Source organism: Pseudomonas sp. NFIX49, assembly GCF_900115915.1.
Lineage (GTDB): Bacteria > Pseudomonadota > Gammaproteobacteria > Pseudomonadales > Pseudomonadaceae > Aquipseudomonas > Aquipseudomonas pharyngis.
In genome coordinates this window covers 578,343-593,835 of the sequence record NZ_FOYE01000001.1, presented here as the reverse complement: position 1 = coordinate 593,835, position 15,493 = coordinate 578,343, and the positions used below count along the sequence as shown (strand labels likewise).

At 61.8% G+C, this 15,493-nt stretch carries 19 protein-coding genes; 10 read left to right on the top strand and 9 right to left on the bottom strand.

From position 1 onward, the window contains the following. Window positions 1-9: 9 nt before the first annotated feature. Entirely contained in the window at window positions 10-450 is a 441-nt protein-coding gene (locus BMZ46_RS02710; protein ID WP_074688522.1) for a hypothetical protein, read from the bottom strand. A gap of 133 nt (window positions 451-583) precedes the next feature. Here BMZ46_RS02710 and BMZ46_RS02705 point away from each other — a divergent pair, with 133 nt between their 5' ends. Beyond that, window positions 584-1,018 carry a hypothetical protein gene (locus BMZ46_RS02705; protein WP_007957770.1) on the top strand — a complete coding sequence of 145 codons (435 nt, stop codon included), beginning with the start codon at window positions 584-586 and terminating at the stop codon, window positions 1,016-1,018. Then, on the top strand, window positions 1,018-1,422 hold the full coding sequence (locus tag BMZ46_RS02700; protein WP_007957769.1) for an META domain-containing protein: 405 nt from the start codon (window positions 1,018-1,020) through the stop codon (window positions 1,420-1,422). Before BMZ46_RS02705 ends, BMZ46_RS02700 begins: the two co-directional genes overlap by 1 nt. Before the next feature lie 142 nt (window positions 1,423-1,564). On the opposite strand, the gene BMZ46_RS02695 is transcribed toward BMZ46_RS02700, so the two are convergent. Continuing rightward, entirely contained in the window at window positions 1,565-2,032 is a 468-nt protein-coding gene (locus BMZ46_RS02695; protein WP_074688164.1) for a TlpA disulfide reductase family protein, read from the bottom strand. A 114-nt stretch (window positions 2,033-2,146) separates the two neighbouring features. Between BMZ46_RS02695 and arsC the strand changes: the two genes are divergently transcribed. The 3 genes from arsC to BMZ46_RS02680 are packed head-to-tail and all read left to right on the top strand — an operon-like array spanning window position 2,147 to window position 3,520. After that, the gene (arsC, locus tag BMZ46_RS02690; protein WP_011335489.1) at window positions 2,147-2,500 is read left to right on the top strand and encodes an arsenate reductase (glutaredoxin); all 354 of its coding nucleotides are present in this window, start codon (window positions 2,147-2,149) and stop codon (window positions 2,498-2,500) included. Next, entirely contained in the window at window positions 2,497-3,093 is a 597-nt protein-coding gene (gene wrbA, locus BMZ46_RS02685) for an NAD(P)H:quinone oxidoreductase (RefSeq protein ID WP_007957765.1), read from the top strand. The genes arsC and wrbA overlap by 4 nt, the downstream gene beginning before the upstream one ends. A gap of 1 nt (window position 3,094) precedes the next feature. After that, window positions 3,095-3,520 carry a DUF2069 domain-containing protein gene (locus tag BMZ46_RS02680; RefSeq protein WP_074688166.1) on the top strand — a complete coding sequence of 142 codons (426 nt, stop codon included), beginning with the start codon at window positions 3,095-3,097 and terminating at the stop codon, window positions 3,518-3,520. Between the two features lie 129 nt (window positions 3,521-3,649). Here the strand turns inward: BMZ46_RS02680 and BMZ46_RS02675 are convergent, their stop codons facing one another. After that, window positions 3,650-4,324, bottom strand: a complete 675-nt coding sequence (locus BMZ46_RS02675) for a DNA-3-methyladenine glycosylase I (RefSeq protein WP_074688168.1) — start codon at window positions 4,322-4,324, stop codon at window positions 3,650-3,652. 68 nt (window positions 4,325-4,392) lie between these two features. Next, entirely contained in the window at window positions 4,393-5,217 is an 825-nt protein-coding gene (gene ttcA / locus BMZ46_RS02670; RefSeq protein WP_064598661.1) for a tRNA 2-thiocytidine(32) synthetase TtcA, read from the bottom strand. A 289-nt stretch (window positions 5,218-5,506) separates the two neighbouring features. On the opposite strand from ttcA, the gene BMZ46_RS02665 reads away from it, so the two are divergent. After that, window positions 5,507-6,109 (top strand): Yip1 family protein, encoded by a 603-nt coding sequence (locus tag BMZ46_RS02665; protein WP_007957761.1) that lies wholly within the window; start codon window positions 5,507-5,509, stop codon window positions 6,107-6,109. A gap of 160 nt (window positions 6,110-6,269) precedes the next feature. Then, a complete protein-coding gene (locus BMZ46_RS02660) occupies window positions 6,270-6,764 on the top strand; it encodes a SprT family zinc-dependent metalloprotease (protein WP_007957760.1) in 495 nt (164 codons plus the stop codon). A 110-nt stretch (window positions 6,765-6,874) separates the two neighbouring features. On the opposite strand, the gene BMZ46_RS02655 is transcribed toward BMZ46_RS02660, so the two are convergent. Together BMZ46_RS02655 and BMZ46_RS02650 are read right to left on the bottom strand one after the other, a co-directional pair. Continuing rightward, entirely contained in the window at window positions 6,875-8,056 is a 1,182-nt protein-coding gene (locus BMZ46_RS02655; protein ID WP_074688170.1) for a CaiB/BaiF CoA transferase family protein, read from the bottom strand. Between the two features lie 145 nt (window positions 8,057-8,201). Beyond that, window positions 8,202-9,536: a dicarboxylate/amino acid:cation symporter gene (locus BMZ46_RS02650; RefSeq protein ID WP_074688172.1), complete on the bottom strand. Its 1,335-nt coding sequence runs from the start codon at window positions 9,534-9,536 to the stop codon at window positions 8,202-8,204. Between the two features lie 353 nt (window positions 9,537-9,889). On the opposite strand from BMZ46_RS02650, the gene BMZ46_RS02645 reads away from it, so the two are divergent. Then, window positions 9,890-10,888, top strand: coding sequence for an AraC family transcriptional regulator (locus tag BMZ46_RS02645; protein ID WP_039772892.1), 999 nt, complete (start codon window positions 9,890-9,892; stop codon window positions 10,886-10,888). A gap of 4 nt (window positions 10,889-10,892) precedes the next feature. On the opposite strand, the gene BMZ46_RS02640 is transcribed toward BMZ46_RS02645, so the two are convergent. From BMZ46_RS02640 to BMZ46_RS02630, 3 genes are all read right to left on the bottom strand, one after another. After that, entirely contained in the window at window positions 10,893-12,239 is a 1,347-nt protein-coding gene (locus tag BMZ46_RS02640; RefSeq protein ID WP_039772893.1) for an ATP-binding protein, read from the bottom strand. Beyond that, window positions 12,236-12,913, bottom strand: a complete 678-nt coding sequence (locus tag BMZ46_RS02635) for a response regulator transcription factor (RefSeq protein WP_039772894.1) — start codon at window positions 12,911-12,913, stop codon at window positions 12,236-12,238. The genes BMZ46_RS02640 and BMZ46_RS02635 overlap by 4 nt, the downstream gene beginning before the upstream one ends. A 104-nt stretch (window positions 12,914-13,017) precedes the next feature. Then, complete coding sequence (locus BMZ46_RS02630; protein ID WP_064598671.1) at window positions 13,018-13,623, bottom strand: hypothetical protein; 606 nt, start codon at window positions 13,621-13,623, stop codon at window positions 13,018-13,020. A gap of 142 nt (window positions 13,624-13,765) precedes the next feature. Between BMZ46_RS02630 and BMZ46_RS02625 the strand changes: the two genes are divergently transcribed. Both BMZ46_RS02625 and BMZ46_RS02620 read left to right on the top strand, forming a co-directional pair. Continuing rightward, a complete protein-coding gene (locus BMZ46_RS02625; RefSeq protein WP_039772896.1) occupies window positions 13,766-14,557 on the top strand; it encodes a dienelactone hydrolase family protein in 792 nt (263 codons plus the stop codon). A 210-nt stretch (window positions 14,558-14,767) separates the two neighbouring features. Then, entirely contained in the window at window positions 14,768-15,493 is a 726-nt protein-coding gene (locus BMZ46_RS02620; RefSeq protein WP_039772897.1) for a 4'-phosphopantetheinyl transferase family protein, read from the top strand.

Genomic DNA, 15,493 nt, shown 5'->3' with positions numbered 1-15,493 from the left:
CGGTCGGACTCAGACCGGAGGTGGCGTCGGGGTAATCGCTACGCACAGGATCAACAGCGCCAGCCAGCCGAACCCCAGTAAACGTTGCTTGAGGGAGTGCCCGCTGCGCAGCAGGAACCAGACAAACACCAGCGGCATCAGAAACGCCATGATCTTCAGCCAGCCTTCCACCGGACGCGAGCCGTCCGGGTTTGCCACGGGCTCGACAGGCTGCGAACGACGACGTCGCCCCGCCGCGGCCGGCATGATCTTCGGCCGCTCGGGGGCCGGTGGCGGAACGTGGGCCTCGGGCACTGCCTTGTTACGCGGCAGGCTGCCAAAGGAAATCGTCGACGCGCCCTTTTCGGCGTGAGACGCCTGCGCCTCTGCCAGCGGAGCCCCGCAATGAATGCACGCCGTGGCTTCGGAGCTGATGCTCCGCTTGCATTCATAACATTCGATCAGCGCCATGTTCCGTTCCTTGAAAATGAAGGCGGCAGTTTGCCACGACTGCGGTGTCGATTTGAACCTGATCGAAGGTTGCACGCGCGCATCATTCTGCAATCAAGCCCGTGCTAGCATGTCGCGCATATTTGGAGGACCCATGGTCGAACACGATTTCCGCTACACCCTGATGAACCCGCAACACACCCTCACCGAATGCCGCGCCCTGGTTCCGGGCCGTTATCAGGTCACCGGCAACGGTGGCTCGATCCGCATCGGCGACGTGCTGGTCGTGACCCTCAAAGGCAGCAAGGACTTGTCCATGCGCCTGACCGTCGACACCGTCCGCCACCTGATCAACCCGCCGGGTCAATGGACTGCCATGACCACCGGCCCGGTGTTCGGTGAACTGGCGATCCACACCTGGCAGGTCAACTGCGACAGCTGCGCCAAGGAGCTGAGCTTCGAATTCGCCGTGGACGCCAAACTGGGCAAGCCTGCGGAAAAACCGGCCGCCACGGCACGTATTGCGGAGCTGGGCTGGAAAGCCGTCGGCGACAAGCATCTGTGCCCGAAATGCCAGGAGCCGGCGTGATGAAACACCTGGCCCTGACCGCCGCTGTCGGCGCCGGCCTGATGGGTTGCGCCGCGGAGCCTGTGCAACTGCAACAGAACCGTAGCTACATTCTGGAATGGATCGGCGAGCGTCCGCTGATGGATTACAGCCACCTGACCGTGACCCTCGGCGATGACGGGCGGGCGTATGGCAATGGCGGCTGCAACCACTGGTTCGCGCCGTACACCCTGGAAGGCGACAAGCTGAGCTTCGGCAAGATCGGCAAGACCCGCAAACTCTGCGCACCGGCGCTCATGGAGCAGGAGCAACGCTTCCTCCAGGCCCTGGAACACGTGGAACGCTGGGATATCTCGCCGATCGAGCAGATGCGCTTCTGGCCGGCTGAAGGCAAGCCATTGCGCTGGTGGCTGGAAGAAGGCTGATCCTGCTGCCCTGAATGATCGTTCCCACGCTCTGCGTGGGAATGCATCCCGTGACGCTCTGCGTCACAGCGGACGCGGAGCGTCCGGGGCGGCGTTACCACGCGGAGCGTGGGAACGATCAGCGACGAACAGCCAAGGCGAATCAGTTGGTCGCCTGCAACGCCTCAAGCTTGGCCATCACCCCCGCCGCCGTCTGCTCACCCATCAACTGCTCCCGCACCTTGCCCTTGTTGTCGATGATGTAGGTCACCGGCAAGGCCTCACTGCGCGGCAGTTCGAACAGTTCCGCCGGGTCCTGCGCCAGTACGGTGAATTTGATGCCCAGTTTTTCGCTGGCGCTCTTCAGCTCGTCACCCTGCACGTTGTCGAAGTTGACCCCGAACACGCCGATTTTCTTGCCCTTGAGCTCTTCGGCCAGATGGTTGAGTTCCGGGATTTCCGTGCGGCACGGGCCGCACCATTCGGCCCAGTAGTTGAGCACGACCCATTGTTTGTCGAGGCGCTCGGACGCCACTTTCTGCCCGTTCTGGTCGATGCCGTAGTCGTTACCGCAGCCCCCCAGCATCAACGCCCCGATGATCGTCAATGCCGCTGCCAGTGCCCGTGTCATGTCGTGTTCCTTGTGAAAAATTGAATGCGCCTGCGACCCATCGCCTCCCAAGGTTCTGGATTGCGCGCTGCACAGTTAGAATAGCCGCCACTCTACGCAAGAAGCGACCCGCCCATGACCGATCTGACGCTTTATCACAACCCGCGCTGCTCGAAATCCCGCGGTGCGCTCGAACTCCTCGAAGCCCGCGGCCTGACGCCAAACGTGGTGCGCTACCTCGAAACCCCGCTGGACGCCGCGCAGATCAAGGCGCTGCTCGGCAAGCTGGGAATCAGCGCACGGCAACTGCTGCGCACCGGCGAAGACGAATACAAGACCCTGAACCTGGCCGACGCCAGTCTCACCGAAAAACAACTGATCGAAGCCATCGCGGCACATCCGAAGTTGATGGAGCGACCGATTCTCGAAGCCGGCGACAAAGCCGTCATCGGCCGTCCACCGGAGCAGATCCTGGAGCTGCTGCCGTGAGTGCGCCGTACATTCTGGTTCTGTATTACAGCCGCAGCGGCTCGACCAACGAGATGGCCCGGCAGATTGCCCGTGGCGTCGAGCAGGCCGGCCTCGAAGCACGCCTGCGCACCGTGCCGGCGATCTCCACCGAGTGCGAAGCCGTGGCACCGGACATTCCGGATGAAGGCGCGCTGTACGCCACGCTGGATGACCTGAAGAACTGCGCCGGCCTGGCCCTCGGCAGCCCGACCCGTTTCGGCAACATGGCCGCGCCGCTCAAGTATTTCCTCGATGGCACGAGCAACCTGTGGCTGACCGGCGCGCTGGTCGGCAAACCGGCCGGGGTGTTTACCTCCACCGCCAGCCTGCATGGCGGCCAGGAAACTACCCTGTTGTCGATGATGCTGCCGCTGCTGCACCACGGCATGCTGATCACCGGCCTGCCCTACAGCGAATCGGCGCTGCTGGAAACCCAGGGCGGCGGCACGCCGTACGGCGCCAGCCATCACGCCGGGGCCGACGGCAAAAGTGGTCTCGATCAGCACGAAGTGGCGCTGTGCCGCGCACTCGGCGCACGTCTGGCCAAGACCGCCCAGAAACTGGGGAACTGAGATGGCCAGAAAGCCGAAAGTCCTGCCCGCCGTCGAGTGGCTGGAGCCACGGGTGCGGGCCATGCGGGTGATCAGTCTGCTGTGCTTTTTCGGCCTGGCTGGATTGCTCGCCGCGTATTACCTGGTGTTCGCCGACCTGCACGGCGCGCGGCCGTGGGTGATTCTGCTGATCGAGCTGATCCCATGGGTCGTGCTCGCACCGGGCATGATCATGGGCAGCGCACGCGGGCATTCGTGGATGTGCTTTGTGGTGAACCTGTATTTCATCAAGGGCGCGCTGGCCGCATACGACCCGAGCCGGCAGCTGTTCGGCGTGCTGGAAATGATCGCCAGTCTGGCGGTGTTCTGCTCGGCGTTGCTGTATGTGCGGTGGCGGTATCAGCTGAACCGCAAACTGGCGGGCGAAGGCGAAATCTCCGTCGCCTGACTGCGCTCCAACTCCAAGATCGTTCCCACGCTCCGCGTGGGAATGCATCAAGAGACGCTCCGCGTCTCAGGGACGCAGAGCGTCCCGGGCGGCATTCCCACGCAGAGCGTGGGAACGATCACCCTAGGCTCAATGATTGACGGTGTAAGCCAGCATCATCGAGATCTGGCTCATCGGCCGTCCGCCACTCTCTTCATGCCACTGGTTGAACACATTCTGCACGGTGGCCAGATCCCGCAGACTGCTCGGCACCTTGTCGACGATCTTCTGAGCATTCAGCGCCGCGACCACGTCGTAGCTCGGCACAAACGTATCCTTGCCGACCATCCGCAAAAACCGCGGCGCCGACAGCCCGCCCAATTGATGGCCGTGCTTTTTCAGGTAGGTCCACAAACCGACGATGTCGGTCACCGGCCAGTCGGCCAGCAACGCACCGAAACTGCCCTTCTCTTTCTCGACGTCCAGAATGAACTGCGCATTGCGTGGCACGCTTTTCAGCTTGCCCAGGTGACGGATGATCCGCGCATCCTGCATCAGCCGCTCAAGGTGTTCGGCACTCATCAACACGACCTTTTCCGGGTCGAACTTGAAGAACACTTCCTCGAAGGCCGGCCACTTGGCGTCCACCAGACTGTGCTTGAGCCCGGCACGAAATACCCGCAGGGCCATGGTCGAGAGATAACGGTCGTCGCTGATCTTGCGCAGTTGCGCCGGGGTCTTGGGAACGGGCAGATGGGCTTCCAGTTCAGCCGCCGAACCGAAGCGGTTCAGACAGTATTCGTGCAGCCACTTGTAGTCGCGCATGCCCTCTCCTAAAAAATGAATTGAAAACGGCGCCCGCGAGCGCCGTTTCTTTCGAGCGATCAGATCACTTACAGGTTCACCACATTGACGAAACGCGAAGCCGCCGTCTCGTCGATCTTCAGGCTGGTGAAGTCAAACAGGTTACGGTCAGCCAGTTGCGACGGGATCACGTTCTGCAGGCTGCGGAAAATGCTCTCGGTACGGCCCGGGGTCTTGCGTTCCCAGTCCACCAGCATTTCCTTGACCACCTGACGCTGCAGGTTTTCCTGGGAGCCGCAAAGGTTGCACGGGATGATCGGGAATTGCTTGAAGTCCGAGTAGGCCTGGATGTCTTTCTCGTTGCAGTAGGCCAGCGGACGGATCACCACGTTGCGACCATCGTCGGCGCGCAGCTTCGGCGGCATGGCCTTGAGACTGCCGTTGAAGAACATGTTGAGGAAGAATGTCTCGACGATGTCGTCGCGATGATGACCGAGAGCCATTTTGGTCGCGCCGATTTCGTCGGCAAAGGTGTACAGCGTGCCGCGACGCAGGCGCGAGCACAGCGAGCAGGTGGTCTTGCCTTCCGGGATCAGCTCCTTGACTACCGAGTAGGTGTCCTTCTCGACGATGTGATACTCGATGCCCAGCTCTTTCAGGTAGGCCGGCAGCACGTGCTCGGGAAAGCCCGGCTGCTTCTGGTCCATGTTCACGGCGACGATCTCGAACTTGATCGGTGCAACCTTCTGCAGGTGCATCAGCACGTCGAGCATGGTGTAGCTGTCCTTGCCTCCGGACAGGCAGACCATGACCTTGTCGCCGTCTTCGATCATGTTGAAGTCGGTGACGGCTTCGCCCGCCAGGCGGCGCAGGCGCTTTTGCAGTTTGTTCTGGTTGACCGTAAGAGTGCCCATGACGCGAAATCCGTGAGGTGTGACGAAAGGCGGGCATTTTACGCAAAAACACTGGGCTTGTGGCCACAGGTTGTCGCCGCTCGCAGCGCCCTTCTACACAGACCTCGACGCGATTACCCCGAGGTTTTACAGCGCGATTTGCTCTAAGCCCCTATCACCCGTGCGGTTAAGACCTTTCTATACTGCGACATAAGGTCGCACACAATCTGAAGACCTGTATTTGCTCGGCCGCATTGGCCCGTAGGCGCTCCGCTGGGGGGCGATGGCAATAACGAGAGGAGTGACTGGCATGATCCATCACGTAGTGGGACTTTTTACCCACCCCGATCAGGAATGGAAGGAAATCCGTGGCGACCAGGAAGAAAGCATCAGCCACATGTACCTGACGCACACGCTGATTCTGGCGGCGATCCCCGCTGTTTCGGCATTTATCGGCACCACCCAGGTCGGCTGGGTGATCGGCAACCGCGCACCGGTGATGCTCACCGTCGAAAGCGCGTTGTGGATGACGATCATGTCTTATCTGGCAATGCTCGGCGGGGTCGCGGTCATGGGTGCCTTCGTGCACTGGATGGCCCGCACCTATGACGCCAACCCGAGCCTGGCCCGTTGCGTGGCATTTGCCACCTACACCGCGACACCGTTGTTCGTCGGCGGGCTGGCGGCGCTCTACCCGCACATGTGGCTGGGGATGATCGTCGGCACGGCGGCCATCTGCTACACGGTGTACCTGCTGTATGTGGGGCTGCCGACCTTCATGAACATTCCGTCCGACGAGGGTTTCCTGTTTTCCAGCTCGGTACTGGCGGTGGGTCTGGTGGTGCTGGTGGCCATCATGGCGTTCACCGTGATTGTCTGGGGACTGGGCGTGGGGCCCGTCTACACCAATTAGCAATCGGTTCATCCCGAGAAAAACAAGATCCGCCAACACAGGCCGCCGCAAGGCGGCCTTCTCGTGCCGGTTGAAAAAGAGCGACGACCATTCGGCAGTTCGACGATTCGCAACGCCCCGGGGTTGCGGCATACTCGACGCCTCTGGAGATCCATCAAGCATGCCCGAGCAACTCAATACCCGCGTCGAAGACTGTTTCCAACTCGCTGAATCCTTTTTCAAACGTCCCTTCAAACGCCCCGTGGTGAGCCTCAAGCTGCGCGGGCAAAAAGCCGGAGTCGCGCATCTGCACGAGAACCTGCTGCGCTTCAATCCGCAGCTGTACCGGGAGAACACCGAACATTTCCTCAAGCAGACCGTGGCCCACGAAGTCGCGCACCTGATCGCCCACCAGCTGTTCGGCGACCGCATCCAGCCCCACGGCGAGGAGTGGCAACTGATCATGCGCGGCGTTTACGAATTGCCGCCGGACCGCTGCCATACCTATGAAGTCAAACGCCGCAGCGTGACCCGCTATATCTATAAGTGCCCGTGTGCGGATAGCGATTTTCCGTTTTCGGCGCAGCGCCATAGTCTGGTCCGGCAGGGGCGGCGCTATCTGTGCCGGCGTTGCCGCAACACGCTGGTGTTCAGTGGCGAGATGCGGGTCGAGTAAGTCCCCACCTCGTTCCCACGCTCTGCGTGGGAATGTATCCCGTGACGCTCTGCGTCACAGTGGACGCAGAGCGTCCATGGCGGCATTCCCACGCAGAGCGTGGGAACGAGCTACAAAACCACTTTCGCGGCACGTAGTTCGGCAATCCGCTCAGGGCTCACCCCCAACTCCGCCAACACCTGATCCGTATGCTGCCCCAGCGCCGCGCCGACATGCCGCGGCGCCGGCAACGCTACGGAAAACTTCAGCGGACAGGCGATCTGCGCCTGCACCGTGCCATCCCCACGCGACACCTGCGTCACCAGTTCCCGCGCCTGCAATTGCGGATGCTGCACCGCCTCGCCCAGATTCAATACCGGTTCGACACAGGCATCGATCCCGGCGAACAGCTCGCACAGTTCAGCAAAGTCATGCTTCTCGAACTCGACCTTCAAGGCGTCCTTGAGCGCCCGCTGCTGCTCGGGCTTGGGCGACAAGCCCTGCGCCGTCAGTTCCGGCCGGCCCAACGCCGCACACAGTTGCTGCATGAAGGCCGGCTCCAGACTGCCCACCGACATCCAGCGCCCGTCGCGAGAGCGGTAGTAATCGTAGAAGCTGCCGCCATTGAGCATCTGATCTTCCCAGCCCGGCTCCTCGCCGCAGGCCAGATAGCCGGCACCCGCCATGGCGTTCAGGCTGAACGCGCAGTCGGTCATGCTCACGTCCAGATGCGTGCCCTGCCCGGTTTGCTGGCGGGAAATCACCGCTGCCAGCAGACCGATCACCCCGTGCAGCGAGCCGCCCGCGACGTCCGCCACCTGCATGCCCAGCGGCAACGGCCCGCTGTCGGCGCGCCCGGTGTAACTGGAGAGCCCCGCCAGCGCCAAGTAGTTGATGTCGTGGCCGGCGCGATCCCTGTACGGTCCGGTCTGGCCGTAACCGGTGATCGACACGTAAATCAGCTTCGGATTGATCGCCTTCAGCGTCTCGTAACCCAGCCCCAGCCGCTCCATCACTCCGGGTCGGAATTGCTCCAGCACGATGTCGTAATCCACCAGCAACTGCTTCACCAGCTCCAGCGCCTCGGGCTGCTTGAGGTCCAGGGCCAGGCTGCGCTTGTTGCGATTGAGATAAGCGTGACTGGCCGAGACACCGTGATCGTGGGGCGGCAACACCCGCACCAGGTCGAGGCGGGTCGGCGATTCGATGCGCAGTACCTCGGCGCCCATGTCCGCCAGCAGCAGCGAGGCGAACGGCCCCGGCAGCAGGGTCGAGAAATCCAGAATCTTCAGTGAGGCCAGCGGTGCAGACATGGGCATTCTCCATCAACGATGCATGCAGCCTAGGCAGCCATCGGCGATGGGGCAATTACCGGATGCATCAGTTGCGCTGACCGTTGCGCTCAAACAGCAGACAAGAAAAAACCCGCCGAAGCGGGTTTTTCCATTCGAGCGATGCTTACTTCACATTGCTCGGGGTCGGGCCTTCGGCCACGCCCAGGTCGTCTTCTTGACGCTCATCAGAGATACCGCGACCGCCCGAGGCCAGCTCGGATTGCAGCACGTCGGTGTCCAGCTCCTTGACCCACTTGGCCACGACGATAGTCGCTACGGCGTTGCCGACCAGGTTGGTCAGGGCGCGGGCTTCGGACATGAAGCGGTCGATACCGAGGATCAGCGCCAGACCGGCCACCGGCAGGTGACCTACGGCCGACAGGGTGGCCGCCAGTACGATGAAGCCCGAACCGGTCACACCGGCTGCGCCTTTGGAGGACAGCAGCAGCACCAGCAGCAGGGTGATCTGATGGGTGATGTCCATGTGGGTGTCGGTCGCCTGAGCGATGAACACGGCCGCCATGGTCAGGTAGATCGAGGTACCGTCGAGGTTGAACGAGTAGCCGGTCGGGATGACCAGACCTACCACCGATTTCTTCGCGCCCAGACGTTCCATCTTGATCAGCATGCGTGGCAGCGCCGATTCCGACGAGGACGTACCCAGTACGATCAACAGCTCTTCACGGATGTAGCGCACCAGCTTCAGTACGCTGAAACCGTGGGCCCGGCAGATCGCGCCCAGAACCACCAGCACGAACAGGATGCAGGTGATGTAGAAGCAGATCATCAACTGACCCAACTGCACCAGCGAGCCGACACCGTAGGCACCGATGGTGAAGGCCATGGCACCCAGCGCACCCAGCGGCGCGAGCTTCATGATCATGTTGATGATGTTGAACATGACGTGGGCGAAACGATCAATCAGGTCCAGCAGCGGACGACCGTACGAACCCAGGCGATGCAGCGCATAGCCAAAGATCACCGAGAACATCAGCACTTGCAGGATGTCACCGGTGGCGAATGCGCCGACGATGGTGTTCGGGATCACGTTGAGGAGGAAACCAACGATGCTCTGGTCTTTACTGGCCGTCACATAAGTGGCGATTTTCGAGGCGTCCAGGGTGGTGACGTCGATGTGCATGCCGGCGCCCGGCTGCACAACGTTGACCACGACCAGACCGATCAGCAGGGCAATGGTGGAAACGATTTCGAAGTACAGCAGCGCGTAGCCGCCGGTCTTGCCCACGGATTTCATGTTCTGCATGCCGGCGATGCCGCTGACAACGGTACAGAAGATGATCGGCGCAATGACCATTTTGATCAGTTTGATGAACCCGTCACCCAGTGGCTTGAGCGCCACACCGGTCTGTGGGTAGAAGTGACCGAGCAGGATGCCGATGGCGATGGCAACGATCACCTGGAAATACAGGGATTTGTACAGTGGCTGACGAGTCGTCATTGCAAAGTTCCTCAAGAGTCCCGCGTGGCAACATCCATCTGTTGAACGCGAAACCTGAATTGCGAACCCTCCTGCACTGGAGGGATTTGTTGTGTCGAACGGCGCTTTTCCGGACCGGCTCGGCGCACGCTTCTGTGGCTCTTATCGCAAACGTCGTGCCACTTTGGTGCAAATCGCTGCAAGCCTTTTGATATCAGGGGATACGGGTTTTTCTGTGTCACCGTTCGGTGACTCAAGTGTGGCGGATTTCCGCCAACTCGCCCGACCTCGTCCTACAATTTGGCGGAAATCCGCCTTGTTACCGATCAAAGGCAGCCGCTACCATCGGTCGCCAGAGGAAGGACCTGCCGCTCATGCGCGAACGCACCATCGCCAGTCACTTTGCCCGCGCCGCCCTCGGTGGCGCGCGGCGCTCGGGTTACGACTATTCGGACCTGCTGCAGCAACTGGGCATCAGCCCCGAACTGCTCGACGAGCCGCGCGCGCGGATCGCCCCGGAGCAATTCACCCAGCTGATCCAGAACCTGTGGCTGGCCCTGGACGACGAATACCTGGGCTTCGGCAACGCACCGAGCAAACCCGGCAGCTTCGCCATGATGTGCCACGCGATTATTCATTGCCGCAGCCTGGAAAAGGCTCTGCAACGCGGCTTATTGTTTTATAGCCTATTCCCCGAAGCCCCGCGCCTGACCCTGAGCCATGAAGACGAATGGGTGCGCCTGAGTCTCGACGATGCGCAATTGTGGGACCCGGATCACTTTCTCAGCGAGAGCCTGCTGGTGATCTGGCATCGCCTCGGCAGCTGGCTGATCGGCCAGCGGATTCGCCTCGAACAGGCGAACTTCAGCTACCCGAAACCGGCGCACGGGGCGGAATACGATTTGCTGTTCTCCTGCCCGTTGGAATTTTCCGCAACGCAAAGCAGCCTGGTGTTTCACAGTCGCTACCTGCACATGCCGCTGTTGCAGGACGAACGCACCCTCAAGCATTTTCTCGAACGCTCCCCCGCCGACCTGCTGTCCCGCCCGGACGACGGCAACAGCCTGAGCAGCCGGCTGCGCCGCTTGCTCAGCCACGACAGCACGCGCTGGCCGGACTTGGAAGCCGTGGCCGCGCACCTGCACATCAGCCCGCAAACCCTGCGCCGGCATCTGCGCGAAGAAGGCACCAGTTTTCAGGAATTGAAGGACCAGTTACGGCGGGACATTGCGATTTATCACCTGGGGCGCGCGGATCTGTCGTTGCAACAGATCGCCGAACAACTCGGGTTTTCCGAGCCGTCGGCGTTTCATCGGGCGTTCAAGAAGTGGACGGGGCTGACGCCGGGGGCTTATCGAGCGCAGGAGCAGTGAGCGGTCACACCGCCGGAAAATGAATCCTGAACGCCGCCCCGCCCATCGGCGAATCCCCCAGGGTCAGCTTGGCGCTGTAGCTCTCAATGATGTCCTTGACCACTGCCAGCCCGATCCCCTGCCCCGGATGCTGGCGGTCCAGGCGTTCGCCGCGTTCGAGAATCCGTGCGCGCTGATCCGGTGGTACGCCGGGTCCGTCGTCTTCGATGCACAGTTCGATTCCGTCCAGACTTTCGCGCACGCTGATGCGCACTTCGCCCAGACACAGGCGATAGGCGTTTTCCAGCAGGTTGCCCATCATCTCCAGCAAGGCGCCCTGCTCGATCGGCACGTAACAGTGCTCCGGCAGATCGAAGGCCACGCGCACGTGTTTGTCGCGGTAGACCTTGTCCAGCGTGTCGCACAGGCTTTGCAGCACCGGACGCAGGCGCACCTGATGGCGCACCAGGCCACTTTTGCGCAGGCTGGCGCGTTGCAACTGGTAGCCGATCTGCTGGCTCATGCGTTCGATCTGGGTTTGCAGCACCCACGCCTGGTCGCGGTCTTCGGGTCGCTGGGCCATGTCTTCGCTGACGCCTTGCAATACCGCCAGCGGGGTTTTCAGGCTGTGGGCCAGATCGTCGAGGGAGTCGCGGTAACGGCTGCGTTGCTGGCGCTCACTGTGCAGCAGGCGGTTGAGGGAGCCGGTCAGGCGCAACAGTTCGCGCGGATGCTGTTCGCTGAGGCTTTCGAGGGTTCCGCCTTCGATCTCGTCGAGTTCCTGACTGAGCCGGCGCAAGGCTTTCAGGCCCCAGGTCAGGCCGATCCACAGCAGTGCGAGCAGCACCAGCAGCGCCGCGCCGAAACCGAGGTAGAGATTTTCCCGCAGACCTTCGAGGGTGGTTTCGTATTCGCGCACCGGTTGCAGGGCCACGATACTGAAGGCTGCGCTCTTGCCGCCGAGCAGTTTGACTTCGACGTCGTAGACAAAGAATTCCTGACCGTTGGCTTCGCGGATCCGCGCGAACTCGTTGCCGAGGCCGTCGTAGCGCGGCGTGTAGTTGATCTTCTCTTCCTGGGTGCCTTTCGAACGCCAGACCAGATGGCCTTCGCGGTCATAGATGTAGCCAAGCAGGCGATTGTCCGTGAGGTTGAAGCGCTCGTCGGGCAACTGTGCCGGCATCATCAGGTGGTTGTTTTCAACCCGCGCGGCGGAGATCAGCGTGGTGACGTCGGACGCCAGCCGCTGCTCGATCGAGTCCTGCAGCGCCAGGCTGAACGCGCCCTGCATCGCCGGGAGCAACGCGAGCATGAACAACACCGCCAGGGTGGTGGCGGCGAGCATCAGCCGGACGCGAAGGGAACGGATCAAGTGCAGCGCTCATTGAACAGGTAACCGAGGCCGCGCACGGTGTCGATCGGCTTGAATCCGGCCGGGCCTTCGAGCTTGCGGCGCAGACGGCCGACCAGCACTTCGATCACGTTCGGATCGCGCTCGTCGTCATCCGGGTACAACTGCTCCATCAGCCGATCCTTGGGCACCACTTGCTGGTGATGGCGCATGAGGTATTCGAGGATCCGGTATTCGTAGGCCGTCAGCGCCAGCGGTTGCTCGTCGAGACTCGCCTGCTTGCGATTCAGATCCAGCAAAAGCGGGCCGGCGACGATGGTCGACTGGGTGAAACCGCTGGAGCGGCGCAGCAACGCATTGAGCCGCGCTTCGAGCTCTTCGAACTGGAACGGCTTGACCACGTAATCGTCGGCGCCGGCGGCCAGGCCTTCGACCTTGTCCTGCCAGTTGCCGCGCGCGGTGAGGATCAGGATCGGAAAGGTCTTGCCGCCCGAGCGCAACTGACGGATCAGGTCGAGCCCGCCCATGCCCGGCAGGCCGAGGTCGATCACCGCCAGGTCAAAGTTGAATTGCCCGGTCTGGTACAACGCCTCTTCGGCATTGGCCACGGACTCGACCACGTGACCGCTCTCCGTCAGGCGGGTTTGCAGGTGATGGCGCAACAGCGCTTCATCTTCGACGACCAACAGTTTCATGACGCTCTCCCGGGTAAATCGACAACTCCAAAGGCTTTCGCCTCACATGGCTGCGCCGGGTCGCCTCTCAAAGGACGACCCGGCGCGGGCCTGACGCCAATCGCTTAGAAAGCGTAGTTGGCCGACAGGTAAGTCTGGGCGCTGCTGGTCAAGTCCAGCGAGCCTTGCTTGCTGCCGCCGCTCTCTTTCATCTCGGTGCTGGCGTTGCTGCGCAGGTAACGGTAACCGAGTTCGACCGAGGTGTTCTGCGAGACTTGCTGCAGCACACCGAACTGACCGCCGACGGCGTAACCGATGTCACTGTCGCGGCTGTAGCCTGGCGAATCCTGGGTCAGCTTGGTCAGACCCGCCGTGGCACCGCCGAACAATTTGGTGCTGCCACCCACCGGGTAGAACAGATCGTAGCTGCCCAGCAGGTTTTCCTGGCGCAGTTTAATGCCATTGTGCGAGCCGGACACGTTGTCGTAGGTGGCGTAGTAGCGACCCTGGCTGTTTTGCTGACCCAGACGCAGGCCGTAGGTGTTGTTACCGTCGATGGCCGCGGTGGCATCCGGGTGGCCGAGGTTGTCGTTCAGGGCGTTGGATTTTTTGATCTTGTCGCTGGTCTGGCCAAAGGTCAGGCCGGCGAAGTTGCTGGTGGTGTCGGCGTGGGCCGCGATACTGGCGCTCATTACGGTAAAAGCCAGCAGCAGTTTATTTAAACGAGTCATGGAGTTTCCTCTTTCACAGTGCTGTTTGGGTATGGCGCAAGGTTACTGAGGCCCCCCTGTACCGCCCCTGAACGCTCTCTGAACCTGGCCTGAATGAAATGAACTAGGCTGTTTTGACCCTTTATTGTCAGGAGACCCGATCATGCGCCTGCTATTGACCCTCGCCCTTCTCGTCTTCAGCAGCCTCAGCCAGGCTGCGATCAAGACCGAGGAAATCCCCTATCAGAGCGCCGACGGCACGAAGCTGATCGGTTACTACGCCTACGACGACGCGATCAAGGGCCCGCGCCCCGGCGTGGTGGTGGTGCATGAATGGTGGGGACTGAACGACTACGCCAAGCGCCGCGCCCGGGATCTCGCCGGGCTCGGCTACAGCGCGCTGGCCATCGACATGTACGGTGAGGGCAAGAACACCGAGCACCCGAAAGACGCGATGGCGTTCATGCAAGCGGCCACGCAAAACGCCGATGCGGCCAGCAAGCGCTTTCAGGCCGGGCTGGATCTGTTGAAGAAACAGCCGCAGACCGACAAGGATAAAATCGCCGCTATCGGTTACTGCTTCGGCGGTGGCGTAGTGCTGAATGCCGCGCGTCAGGGTGTGCCGCTGGCCGGCGTGGTGAGTTTCCACGGCGCGCTGGCCACCAAGACCCCGGCTGCGCCTGGCACTGTGAAGGCGAAAATCCTCGTCGAACATGGCGCGTTGGACAGCATGGTCACTCCGGACAACGTCGCGGCGTTCAAGTCGGAAATGGACAAGGCCGGCGCCGACTATCAATTCGTCAGCCTCGACGGCGCCAAGCACGGGTTCAGCAATCCTGACGCAGATCGCCTGAGCCACGGCGATCACGGTGGCCCGGATATCGGCTACAACAAGGCCGCCGATGAAAAATCCTGGTCGGACATGCAGGCGTTCTTGAAGAAGATTTTCGGCTGAACCCGGTCGCCCCCTCGCGCTGATCGTTCCCACGCTCTGCGTGGGAATGCAGCCCGGGACGCTCCGCGTCCCTTCGCGGTGTGACGCAGAGCGTCACTGTATGCATTCCCACGCAGAGCGTGGGAACGATCATGGCTCCAGGCTTCTGCGTGGGAACGATCATCATGTCGGCACTATCCAGCCCGAAGACAACCCGGCAAAATGCCCGACATGACTGCCAGCCCTTTCCTCCCCGCCTGCTGCACTCCGCTCGATGCCCATTGGCCGCTGCCGACGGTGTTGCCCGACACCGTGCTGCTGACCACCCATTTCGACCCGTCGCAACTGCTCGGCGATGACTTCCGCCGCAGCGCCATCGAGCCGCCGCCAAGCATTCAGCGTTCGGTGGCCAAGCGGCAGGCGGAATTCCTTGCCGGGCGGATTTGCGCCCGGGCCGCGTTGCAGCAATTGGAAGGCTCAAGCACTGTTCCGCCGATCGGCGAAGATCGTGCTCCGGTGTGGCCGGCACACATCTGCGGCTCGATCACCCACAGCACCGGCCGTGCGGCGGCGATTGTCGCCAACAAGCAGCACTGGCGCGGACTGGGCATGGACCTGGAAAACCTGCTCAACGCCGAACGCGCCGAACGACTGGCCGGAGAGATCCTGACCCCGCCGGAAATGCAGCGCATGGCCGCCGGCTCCCGAGATCAGATTGCGTTGTGGGTGACCCTGACCTTCTCGGTGAAAGAAAGCCTGTTCAAGGCGCTGTACCCGATCGTGCAGCAGCGCTTCTACTTCGAACACGCCGAGGTGCTGGAGTGGAATGAACAAGGTCAGGTGCGGCTGCGGCTGCTGACGGACCTGTCCGGCGAATGGCGCAACGGCACTGAACTCGATGCGCAATTTGGCGTGCAGGACGGGCAGTTGCTGAGTCTGGTCAGCATTCCTGCCTGA